Source organism: Nocardia sp. X0981 (assembly GCF_977089955.1).
Window position 1 is genome coordinate 6,290,658 of the sequence record NZ_OZ372435.1, and the last position, 12,008, is coordinate 6,302,665.

The 12,008-nt window shown below is 67.9% G+C and carries 8 protein-coding genes; 6 read left to right on the top strand and 2 right to left on the bottom strand.

From position 1 onward, the window contains the following. Positions 1–348 precede the first annotated feature (348 nt). Positions 349–1,041: an NPCBM/NEW2 domain-containing protein gene (locus ACYR7D_RS28055; protein ID WP_459547505.1), complete on the bottom strand. Its 693-nt coding sequence runs from the start codon at positions 1,039–1,041 to the stop codon at positions 349–351. An 825-nt stretch (positions 1,042–1,866) separates the two neighbouring features. On the opposite strand from ACYR7D_RS28055, the gene ACYR7D_RS28060 reads away from it, so the two are divergent. From ACYR7D_RS28060 to ACYR7D_RS28080, 5 genes are all read left to right on the top strand, one after another. Further along, complete coding sequence (locus ACYR7D_RS28060) at positions 1,867–3,504, top strand: DEAD/DEAH box helicase (RefSeq protein ID WP_459547506.1); 1,638 nt, start codon at positions 1,867–1,869, stop codon at positions 3,502–3,504. A gap of 671 nt (positions 3,505–4,175) precedes the next feature. Continuing rightward, complete coding sequence (locus ACYR7D_RS28065) at positions 4,176–4,949, top strand: hypothetical protein (protein ID WP_459547507.1); 774 nt, start codon at positions 4,176–4,178, stop codon at positions 4,947–4,949. Between the two features lie 2 nt (positions 4,950–4,951). Next, entirely contained in the window at positions 4,952–6,739 is a 1,788-nt protein-coding gene (gene asnB / locus ACYR7D_RS28070; RefSeq protein ID WP_459547508.1) for an asparagine synthase (glutamine-hydrolyzing), read from the top strand. Positions 6,740–6,884: 145 nt separating this feature from the next. Beyond that, on the top strand, positions 6,885–8,831 hold the full coding sequence (locus ACYR7D_RS28075) for an acyl-CoA dehydrogenase family protein (RefSeq protein WP_459547509.1): 1,947 nt from the start codon (positions 6,885–6,887) through the stop codon (positions 8,829–8,831). 1,105 nt (positions 8,832–9,936) lie between these two features. Beyond that, complete coding sequence (locus tag ACYR7D_RS28080; protein WP_459547510.1) at positions 9,937–10,071, top strand: hypothetical protein; 135 nt, start codon at positions 9,937–9,939, stop codon at positions 10,069–10,071. Positions 10,072–10,184: 113 nt separating this feature from the next. On the opposite strand, the gene ACYR7D_RS28085 is transcribed toward ACYR7D_RS28080, so the two are convergent. Then, entirely contained in the window at positions 10,185–10,979 is a 795-nt protein-coding gene (locus tag ACYR7D_RS28085; RefSeq protein WP_459547511.1) for an IclR family transcriptional regulator, read from the bottom strand. A 151-nt stretch (positions 10,980–11,130) separates the two neighbouring features. Between ACYR7D_RS28085 and ACYR7D_RS28090 the strand changes: the two genes are divergently transcribed. Further along, complete coding sequence (locus ACYR7D_RS28090) at positions 11,131–11,997, top strand: isocitrate lyase/PEP mutase family protein (protein WP_459547512.1); 867 nt, start codon at positions 11,131–11,133, stop codon at positions 11,995–11,997. Positions 11,998–12,008: the final 11 nt, after the last annotated feature.

Genomic DNA, 12,008 nt, shown 5'->3' on the forward strand with positions numbered 1-12,008 from the left:
ATCCGGCGGATCCGTTCTCCGGCGGCACCGCCGAGCCCGGAAATGCGCATATCGATATATCCACGCTCCACGGCACCGGTGGCCACGCCGCGGAGATCGCAACGCCGGCCACGCCGCCGACAGCGAACTCGCGTTCGCGCCCCCTACGATCCCGCCGCGACGCCCGGCACCACCGCCGGCGCGCTGCCGCACCGATCACCGGCCGACCCGGCGCGCGCGACGACACCCCGCTTCACTCGGACAGGGGGAACGCCCGGTAGCGAGGCCGACCGCAGCGGAATCGCCTCGACAGAGGCGGCCGGGCATCCGGCCGCGGCCATCACCGAAGACGGCGGACCGGCCGTGACTTCACTTCGTGAGCGCCGCGTCTGCCCATACACCGTTGCCCACCTGACCACAGCTGGCCATATTCCCGTCCACGAACGTGAACGAGATGGTCAACGCTTGTACACCGGTCACCGGCACATTCACCGTCGGCGATTCACCCGCCCGCACATTTTCGGACGAATAGATTTCGCTCCCGTCGGCGCTCACCTCGAATCGCAGCACCGAACTCGTATTACCACCGTCCGCGATACCGACCACCGAAGAGAAGCGGGACCACTCGCGATTCAGGTTGTACGTGTGGCTCACCTCGGTATTGCAACCGTTGAACTGCTGATAGATCGCGTGGGGATAGGTAGTGCCGTTCACAATGATCGAACCCGTATATGCCGGGCCACTGGTCGGTGTCATATCCGCCAGATACTGCGGCGCGGCCGGAGTCGTGGTCACAGGCGCCGACGGTGCCGCCGCGACCGGGGACGCTCCGCTTTCCGCGGTCGTCGTGAGCGCGGTCGCGATATCGGCATCCGCGTCTTCCGAGCCCGAGCCGGCCAGGATGCTGACGGTCAAACCGACCATCGCCGCCACGACACCCATGCAGGATACGAGCAATATCCGGCGCTCGGCACCGCTGACCCGCGAACCCGGCGCGACGCCGGCGGCCGACGACTGTGGGCGCGGGCGCGGCCCGCGATTGGGATCGATTGGATTGGACACGCGCACACTCTTCTTCAAAGAAACTCGACGGGGACCGGTCGGGCACCGCAGCAGAGATATACCATGCCGGATGAGACCATGGAATTGAACCGCTCCACCCGGCCGGCACGGCGATCCGAAAACGCTACCAGGGATTCACGACTGCCGCTCGACGACCGGAATAAGCTGCGTACGTTCATAATTCAGCTGCACTGTACCAATGGTCCACGCACCGGGCCACAGCGGACAGGAATTCGCAAGCGACGCGCCCGGAGGTGCGGCAGAAGCCGATTCCGGGAAATACCTCCGCACGCCCGCCGACCGGCCGCGCCACGTTTCATACGCCGCTCGTATCACCCCTGACCACACCCGTGGAGGAGCGCTCCGGCAGCGCGAAATTCGGAAGTCGCGAATATGGTCTGTACCGAAGACGGGCGCAGGGCGGGACGGAACGACTCACTCGACCGGCCTTTCTCCCGCGCCGGATACGGCATCCTGTCCGGCAGCGGGAAGATCTCACCCGCGCGGCCATCGCCGGACATCGATCACACCGGAGGCAACGGGCCGAGCGGAACCGGCCGGGCCCGCCGACCGCATACGCGGCCGGACCCCGGCGGAGCACCGGCGTTCCACCACGACGACCACGCGGAGCGCGCTCGCGCGGCGACGGGGCGGTTCGCGGCCGTACGGTAGAGTGTCCGGTAATGCCTGGACCAGTTGTCCGGGTAAGTAACCTCCGGCGCGGATCCCAGCTTTCGCGCCGGGAACCGCAACGCCGCCTCGACAGGCGCACGGCCCGACCGGACGTCGCGGTCACCTCCGAAGCCGAAAGGCGCCGATACCTTCATGCCTGCCAACGCTGCTGCCGCGCGTTCTTTTGCCGACCTCGGCGTGCGCGCCGATCTCGTTGCCGAACTCGCGGCGGCCGGAATCACCGAGCCGTTTCCCATCCAGGCCGCCACGCTGCCCGATTCGCTCGCCGGTCGCGATGTACTCGGCCGCGGTAAGACCGGCAGCGGGAAAACCCTCGCCTTCGGCCTCCCGACCGTCGCACTGCTCGCGGACGCGGCCCGCACCCCCGGCCGGCCCACGGGGCTGATCCTGGCGCCCACCCGGGAACTGGCGACCCAGATCGCCGCCACCGTCACACCGCTGGCCGAGGTCTGTGGCCTGCGGGTGACCACCGTTTTCGGCGGCGTATCGGCGAACCGCCAGATCAAAGCCCTGAAGCAGGGCGTCGATATCGTCGTCGCCTGCCCGGGCCGCCTCGAGGACCTGATGCAGCAGCGAGCCCTTTCGCTGGATGGTGTGCGGATCACCGTCCTGGACGAGGCCGACCATATGGCCGACCTCGGATTCCTGCCCGGCGTGACCCGGATCCTCGCGGCCACCCCTCCCGGCGGCCAACGGCTGCTGTTCTCGGCCACCTTGGACAACGGGGTCGGGAAATTGGTCGACCGGTTCCTGCGCACACCGGTCTCGCATTCGGTCGACGAGGCGGCCGCCCCGGTGCCGACGATGCGGCATCACGTTTTCGAGATCGCCGGCGCCGAAGCGAAGAAGGAACTCGTCCACGCCCTGGCGGCGGGCGCCGGGCGCCGCATCCTCTTCATGCGCACCAAACATCACGCCCGCCGGCTCGCGACCCAGCTCACCAAATCGGGTATCCCCGCCGTGGACCTGCACGGTAATCTCTCCCAGCCGGCACGGGACCGCAATCTCGCCGCGTTCGCCGCCGGCACCGCGCGCGTCATGGTCGCCACGGATATCGCCGCACGGGGTATCCACATCGACGATCTCGAGCTGGTGGTGCATGTCGACCCGCCCGCCGAGCACAAGGCCTATCTGCACCGCTCCGGTCGTACGGCCCGCGCCGGCACCGAGGGGACCGTGGTAACCCTGGTGCTGCCCGAGCAGCGCAAGGATGTGGCGGCACTGCTGCGCAAGGCGGGTATCGATGCCCGCCCCCGCTCGGTGACCGCCCACTCCCCGATCGTCACCACTCTGACCGGTGGCCCGGTGCCCGCCGTCCCCGCCGAGCGCGCCACGGAGCCCGGTCCGCAGGAGGGCCCGGAGTCGAAGGCAAGCGAAAAGCCCGGGAAGAACCGGCGTGGCCGCCGGCCGGCCGGGAGAACACGCGGCACCGGCCATGCACGGGCGGCCGATCCGGCCACGGCCGAGCGATCCACCCGAGGGGGAAGCCGGGAGCGACGGGACGGCGCCGGGAAGCCCGCGGAGCAGAACCGGCGTTCCGGCGCGGCCGAGCACGCGGGCGCGCGGGGCACGGTCGGCCGGCGGGGGAACTCATCCGGCCGGTCCGGGAACCACACGGCGGCCGGGCACGAAGTACACCGACCCGCGGCCGCGACCCGGAAGCAGGCGCCGACGACGGGTACCGGCCCCGGTGGTTCCGGAGCCGCCGGACACGCCGACCCGATACAGGGGCGCCGCCGGGCACGGCGGGCCACCCGGCCCGCGGGATAGCTCCCGCACAACCCTTCGCGACACACCCGCCCCGCAGGATCGGTGGTGGGTACACAACCCGATGCGGTGATCCGACAGGTGATCGGATCACCGCATCGGTGTCTCCCGAGGCGACAGAACACCGCGGCGCCGTGAGCCCCGCCCAGTGTGCGCCCGATACTCCTCCGGATGTTGTCACGGATACACGGCAGCACCCGCACCCTCGATGCCGTACGCGGTCCGCGCCGATCGCGCGGGCGGCCGATTTCGCCGATGTTCTCGACAGGCGCCGGGCCGAAGTGGCGGCCTACGGCAACGGAGTCGCCGAAATCGTCGTGCCCCGCAGCCTTCCCGGTGGGCAGACCGAGGCTGCCGCCCGGCGTGTGGTCTCGGAGTTGGTCGCCCGCGGCGCCGACGCCGTCATCGTGGCCACCAAGCCGCTGTCACATTTCGCCTACGCCAAATCCCTGGAAGAACGCGGCATCGGCGAACGTGCGTGCCCTGCTGGAGGCGGTGATCGAAGCACGGCGACGGGGATGGCCGGGCTTCGACCAGGTACGCGGCCCGGGTCCGGAGGATCTCCGCGATGCTACCGCGGCCTGCGTTCACATACTGCCCGCGGCCGATCTGCCCACGGTGGCAGCGATATCCCACGACAACTGCCGGGTTCGGCTGGAAAGGAGAGAAGCACCGTGCGGCGCCTGAAATACGACCACGAGCGCTATATGCGCGCCGCGGCGGCGGTGGGGGCGGCAGCCCTGTGGCTGCGCGCGTCCACGCTGCCACCGCCCTGGGTTTTCGAGCAACCGGCCCTTCGCCGGGCACCCGAGCGCAGCCGTATTCCGCTCCCGGCGAACGCTTTCCGGTGTCTCACCCGGGTGGGGGCGGGCTCGGCGCTGTTCGATCTGGTGATGGCGCGGCGGGTGAGTATACGAACTACTCTTCTGGTGCTCGCCGCCGAGCGGCTCACCGCCACACGGCTGGCGGGGTTCGCTCCGTACACCGACCACCTGTACGTTTTCGCGAGCTACCTCTCGTTTGCCCAGCGGCCGGGTGGCCGCGGCGCGCGGGATCGTTCTCGGCCCGCGCCGATCGTCCATCTACCGGCGGTGGTCTATTTCGCTTCCGCGGTCGCGAAGCTGAACAACGGCCGTGCGTCGTGGACCGGCAACGGGGAGGTCGTCGCCAACGCCCTGGACCTTTACGGCTGGACACGAGTATCGCGCTGGGCCGATCGCATCGACCCGGCCGTGACAGCTCGCGCCGTACTGGTATTCGAGGCGATGGCGCTACCGGTCGCTCTTTCCGGACTTCGTGGGCTGCGGGCGGTCTCGCTGCTCGGCCTGCTCTTTCATACCGCCACCTTCGCGACCTTGCGTATTTCGTTCTGGCACCTGGCTCTCGTACACCTACCCACCCTGTACGCGATCCGCGGCGCGGGGCCCGAGACATCCCGGAAGGATTGACCGTGTGCAGGATCTTCGGCTGCTTCGGGAAACACGCCACCCCTGCCGAACTCATGGCGGCCTCCGGCAGGCAGATCACCGGTGGGCCGGATACCCAGCGGTTCGTCTCCGGCGCCGAGTGGTCTCTCGGTATCAACCGGCTGGCGATCGTGAACCCGGCCGGTGGCGGTCAGCCCTTCCGGCTGGGCCGGATCACCGCTGTCTACAACGGCGAGATCTACAATCACCACGACTTGCGGCGTGACCTGGCGAAACGCGGTCACACGGTTCCCGATCGCTGTGACGGCGCCGTCCTGCCCGCGCTCTACGCCGAATACGGCGTAGATTTTCTCGACCGGCTGGACGGGATGTATTCGATCGCGGTGGTCGACGAGCGGACGCGTCCCCAGTTGATCCTGGCCACCGACCACGCCGGGATGAAGCCCCTGTACTGGTCGTGGTCGGCCGACGATCGGGTGGTGTATTTCGCTTCCGAGCCGCGGGGCCTGTTCTCGTTCTCCGATGTCCCGGTTGTTTTCGACGACGAAGGTCTCGATCGGTTTCTGGCGCTGAAGTATCGGCCGGGCCCGGCAACGATGTTCCGGGGAGTCTCCGCCTTACAACCCGGGCAGACGCTGGTCGTCCGTGACGGTGAGATCAGCACTCGGCACCGGGAGCCCGGTCCGGTACGGACCGGCCGGCAGGACCTGGACTCGGTACTCACCGATGCCGTGGACGATCTGCTCGCTGCGGATGTGCCCGTCTGCGCGGTGACCAGCGGCGGACTGGACTCCAGTTTGATCACTTCGCTGGCCGCCGAGCGCGCCAGCGAGCTGCACACGTTCAATATCGGGTATGTCGGTGACTGGCAGGGCGACGAGCGTGGCTACGCCGCAGAGGTGGCCGATCTCGTGGGCACCCAGCACCACCAGGTATTGCTCGACCCCGCCGATATCCCTCGGCTGACCCACGAGATGGCGCTGGCCACCGGCCAGCCGAACGGCGCCCCGATCGCGGTCAGCACCTACAAACTCTTCGAACAGATCTCGGCGGCCGGTTTCCGGGTCGCGCTCACCGGCGACGGGGCCGATGAGATCTTCGGCGGTTACTGGCATGCGCGCGAAGCCGTCGCGGCGGGCCGTACGCAATGGTGGCCCACCTACGCCGAGAGCCTGATATCGATCCCTCACCGCTTCCGGATGTCGCTGTACTCGAGCGATTACCGCGCGAGCACGGCGGGACCACGGTCGGTGGAGTCGTGGCTGACCCGGGCGCGGCCCGATACGGGGGAGGAGATCTTCGACGGTCTCACCGAGTTCGAACTCGCTACCAAATTCCCCTACTACCACCTGATGCGCGTCGATCATCTGTCCATGGCGCATTCGGTGGAGGTCCGGTTACCGTTCTGCCAGCGGGCGGTCATCGACTTCGCGCGAGAGCTGCCGATGTCGGCGAAACTCGGTCCCGACCGGGGGAAGCTGCCGCTCTACGATATCGCCCGGAGCCGGTTGCCGCGGGCGGTGCTCGACCGGCAGAAGCAGCCGTTCACGCTACCGATCGCGGAAATGCTGTGGCATGTGCCCGCGCTGTTCGAGTTCGTGGCCGCGGTGGTGACCGACCCGGCGACGAAACAGCAGGGGTTCTTGGATCCCACGGCCTGTGCGCGGCTGCTGACCGAATTCCGGGCACGACCGACCCGTACCGGCGCCCAGGCTCTCTGGTCGCTGACCGTTCACCAGGTGTGGCGTAACGCCTTCGTCTCCGAGTTCCGGCGCTCCTCCGCCGGCGCTGCCGCGCGCGCCGCGGGGTGAGCGCGGCAGCCTCATGGGATCGCATCGGCCGCGGAGTACGTGGACGCGCACCACAGTCGGATAGCAATCACCCGATGGATCTACCGGCGGGTAACAAACACTCCTACACTCGACTGTGACCGTCATCACTTCCGAGGAGGGTGCCATGCCCACTGCCGCGAAAGTCGACGCCACCGAAGAGCAGGCCCGCAACCTGGTCGAGGAATCCCGCGAGAGCACCTGGTCCAAACCGTCCTTCGCCAAGGAGCTGTTCCTCGGCCGCTACCGAGTCGACCTGATCCATCCGTTCCCGCGCCCCGGCGCGGAAGACACCGCCAGGACCGAGGAGTATCTGGCGCGGCTCCGGGCCTACTGCGAGACCCTCGACGGCAGTGTGATCGAGGAGCAGGGCCGGATCCCCGAGGAGTATGTGCACGGCCTGGCCCGCCTCGGCTGCTTCGGCTTGAAGATTCCCGAGGAATACGGCGGCCGGGGCCTTTCCCAGGTCGGCTACAACAAGGCGCTGATGCTGGCCGGTTCGGTGCACCCCAGCGTGGGCGCGCTGCTGTCCGCGCACCAGTCGATCGGCGTTCCCGAACCGCTGAAGCTGGCGGGCACACCGGAGCAGAAGCAGCGCTTCCTGCCACGATGCGCGCGCGGCGCGATCAGCGCTTTCCTGCTCACCGAACCCGATGTCGGCTCCGATCCGGCCCGGATGGCCAGTATCGCGAAACCCACGGCCGACGGCGAAGCCTACGAGATCAACGGCGTCAAGCTCTGGACCACCAACGGCGTGGTCGCCGAACTGCTGGTGGTGATGGCACGGGTACCGAAGAGCGACGGACACCGCGGCGGTATCTCCGCCTTCGTCGTCGAAGCCGACAGCGAGGGCATCACCGTGGAGCGGCGCAACGCGTTCATGGGTCTGCGGGGTCTCGAGAACGGTGTCACCCGCCTCTACAACGTCCGGGTGCCCAAAGAGAACCTTATCGGCCGCGAAGGTGACGGGCTCAAGATCGCCCTCACCACGCTCAACGCGGGCCGGCTCGCGATTCCGGCGCTGTGCACCGCGGCGGCCAAATGGTCGCTGAAGATCGCCCGCGAATGGAGCGCCACCCGGGTGCAGTGGGGGCGGCCGGTCGGCGAACACGCCGCGGTGGGCGCCAAGTTGTCCTATATCGCCGCGACGACCTTCGCCCTGGAGGCGGTAGTCGACCTCTCCGCGACCATGTACGACGAGAACCGCAACGATATCCGGATCGAGGCGGCACTGGCCAAACTGTGGGTCTCGGAGATGAGCTGCCGGATCGCCGACGAACTCGTGCAGATCCGGGGCGGTCGCGGCTACGAGACGGCGGCATCGCTGCGGGCCCGGGGTGAACGCGCGGTGGGAACCGAACAGCTGTTCCGGGATCTACGGATCAACCGGATCTTCGAAGGCTCCAGCGAGATCATGCGTCTGCTCATCGCCCGGGAGATGGCCGATGCGCATATGACCGCCGCCGGAGCACTCGTCGACAAGCACGCGGAGTTCAAGGAGAAGGCCAAGGCGGCGGCGGGCGCCGGCGGCTTCTACGCGAAATGGTTCCCCCAGCTGACCGTCGGCCCCGGCACGGCACCGGGCGCGTTCGGCGATTTCGGACCGCTGGCACGGCATATGCGTTTCGTCGAGCGGATGGCGCGCAAACAGGCCCGCGCGCTGATGTACGGTATGGCGCGCTGGCAGGCCAAACTCGAATACCGGCAGGTTTTCCTGGGCCGCCTCGTCGATATCGGCGCGGAACTGTTCGCGATATCGGCGGCCTGTGTGCGGGCCCGGGCCGAATGCGTCGACGGCACAGCGGAAGCGGAGACCGCCGAGGAACTGGCCGACGTGTTCTGCCGGCAGGCGCGGATCCGCGTACGGCAGCTGTTCGACTCCCTGTGGGAGAACACCGACGACGAGGACGCGCGCGTGGCCCGCAATATGCTCGACGGCCGCTACCGCTGGCTGGAGGAAGGCGTACTCGACCCGAGCGAGGGCACCGGTCCGTGGATCGCCGAATGGCAGATGGGCCCGTCCACCGAGGAGAACCTGCTGCGCCCGTGGTTGCGGGTCGACGCCCTCCGGTAACCGGCACCCGGCGGAGTTACCGGCCGCGCCCCGGCACGGCCGGTAACTCGTCGCACCGATGCGGTATCCCGGTTCGCCCCTCATCGACGGACGGTTCCGGTATCGGTACGCGGCGGCCGGTCCGGCCGGCGCTTCCGGAGGGCCCACCGCATCGGCCGGGCCGTAGACACGACGCTCGGCGAGGTGGCCGAACTCGGCAGCCACCTCGGCTCCGCGGTAGCGCCTGTAGGTCCTCGCGATCCGCGCGCCCGCTCGGTCTCCGCGACCATGGCCGCAGGTCGGAGCACTCGCGGGCGGGAATACTCCTCGGACTCCGGTCCGTATTCTCTTCCGGTGGTCGGATGCGAGCTGGGCGCGGTCATCACCACTACACTGCGCCGTCTCGAAACGTCGTTCACCGGAGTGGCCGGTGTGCTCTATCGCGATACCGAGGCAATAGCCCGGACCGGTCGCAGCGGTGCGGATACGCTGCAGAACAGCGCCGATATCGATCTGCCCGGCGCCCGCCGCGGCGCGGCCGGTCGTTTCGATCCCGCGGCGGATCTCGCGCTGAATCCGCCGAATCGGATCGGACCTCCCCTGCGCCACAGGAGAGATCCGGCCTTACTGATCGCGGACGAGCTGGAGCGACTGTACCGGGCGGGCGAGAAGGCACGCTGGACGAACTACGACATCAAATTGTTGAACCAAGACCTTCGTGCGTTCGAGCACTGGCTGCGGACCGAAGGCCCGCTCGCGCCCCTCACCGAGCACTACGGCCTCAACTGCTGGGAAATGATCGGTTACGCGGCGGCGAGAGCCGGTGTGTTGAACAAACACCAACTTCGAGACCTGTTCCTGCCACCACGGGACGCGAACGGCGTATGGCAAGAGGGTGATATCGACTCGTTCATCGAGCGTATGGAGCGCAAGCGACTACCCGGAGGAAGCCGTATCTACACCGGCGAACCGGGCAGCCCGCGACCGGAACGCGGCGATATCGTGCGGCCTGCACGTCACGATGGCCACGGGGCGGACGGGAGCGGACGGCTCGCCCGAGTTGTACTCGTTCTGGCACGCGCCGAAGTATCCGCTGGATTGGGACGAGGCCACCGAATATTCGAGCGTGACAGATGCGGTGCAGGTGACCACGGTGCACGAGCTGACGGAGGCCATGTACGAGATGCGACTCGTGGACGGCACGCTCGTTTACGACAGAGCGATCCCTTTCGAGATCCACTTCGGCCGCGGACCCTGGTGAACCGTTCGGCGATCCCGGCAACCGAGATCCCGGCTCATACGGAAAGCCGTTCTCCGCATACTGTTCCGTGTGCGTCGCGGCAGGCCGGAACCGCTCCCGGGCGGCCGATGATCTCAGCCTCGCGGTAATGCCTGCACGATCCTCGTGATCCGCGCGCCGGCCTCACGCACCTTCTCGATCTTCGCGGCGAGCTCCTCGCCTTCGAACTCCTCGGCCCGGCCGCCCACACTGATGGACGCGACAACCGATCCGTCCCGCCCGAATATCGGCGCCCCGACCGCCGCGACCCCGGGCAGATAGTCGGAGTTGCTCAGCGAATAGCCGGCTTCCCTGATCTTGTCCAGATGCTCGACGAGCAGCTCCACATCGGTGACGGTCCGCTCGGTGATCGCGGGCAGTCCGGCATCGACCCATCTGTCCCGCAACGCTTTCGAATGAGCGAGCATAACGGTCGGGCCCGCCGCCGCGTGATAGGGCATCACGGATCCAACGTTGATACCCGCGACGACGAGAGAGTTGTGACCCTCCAGCAGGTCGATGCAGACCGCACCCTGTTCGGCGGGCACCATCAGATAGGCCGTGTTACCGAATGTGGTTGCCAATTCGGACATGAACGGTTTTGCCGCGGAACGGATATCGAGCTTGGCCAGTGCGGCGGATCCGATTTCGAACACCGGCATCGCGACGCGGTAGGCACCTTCTTCGGTGCGATCCACCCAGCCCGCCTGGATCAGCGTGGCCATCAGGCGGTACACGGTCGTCTTGTTCATCCCACTCGCGGTGGTGAGGTCGTTCAATCCCCAGACAGGACGGTCCGCACTGAAATGACCGAGCAGCGTGCACGCCTTGAGGACAGCGCCCACGACATCGCGGCCCCCCGGCGCCTCGGACTCTACGGGCACAGCCACTGGTACTCACTCGCTTTCGTCGGTCGGGCGATCGATGTCGTCACCTTACGAACACATTCACCGATCGGGGTTGACTTTGTGACCCGCACCACCCTACCGTGCCTTATCGAAATGTGAAACACATTCCGCATTGCGAAACGGAGAGTGGACTGTGCGCAGCCCGACCCTGAAAGACCTCACGGAACGCGGCCTCGTCTACGCCCCCGGCGTATGGGACGGCCTGACCGCCCGCCTCGCCGAACAAGCCGGTTTCAGCGCCCTGTGCGCCTCGGGCTTCGCCGTCTCGGCGGCCCTGGGCCTGCCCGACGCCGAGCTCTACACCCAGACCGAGAACCTGCAGGCGGTCCGCACGATCCGCGAATCCTCCAAGCTGCCCCTGGTCGCCGATATCGACACCGGCTACGGCAATGCCGTCAACGCCGCCCGCACCGCCACCAAATTCGCCGACGCCGGCGTCGGCGGGATGTTCATGGAAGACCAGGTCTCCCCCAAGTCCTGCCCCATCTGCGTGGGCGACCCCGTAGACCTGATCCCCGTCCCCGAGGCCACCGGCAAGATCCGCGCCGTCCGCGACTCCATCCCCGACGACGTCCTGCTGATCGCCCGCACCGACGCCCGCGGCGACGAAGCCATCCGCCGCGCCCGCGCCTACGTCGAGGCCGGTGCCGACATGATCATGCCGGTCACCAAGACCTTCGACACCGTCGAACAGTGGCAGCGCTGCCACGAAGAGGTCGGCGTCCCGTTGATGGCCACCCTCACTGCCTCCACCTGGACCGAACGCGAGTTCACCCCCGAGATCCTGGATCAGATCGGCGTCCGGTTGGCCCTGCTGCCCACCCAGGTGCTGATGGCCGTGGCCGGAGCCGCCCGCGAGACACTGAAACGCCTGGCCGCCGGCGAAGCCCCCGCCCAGGTCAGCGCCAGCACCCTCCAGCACCACGAATTCGTGGACCTGATCGGCTTCCCCGAGGTCGAGGCCATGCAGAACAAATACCTACCCGCGAAGGAGCAGTGACCGCCGTGGGT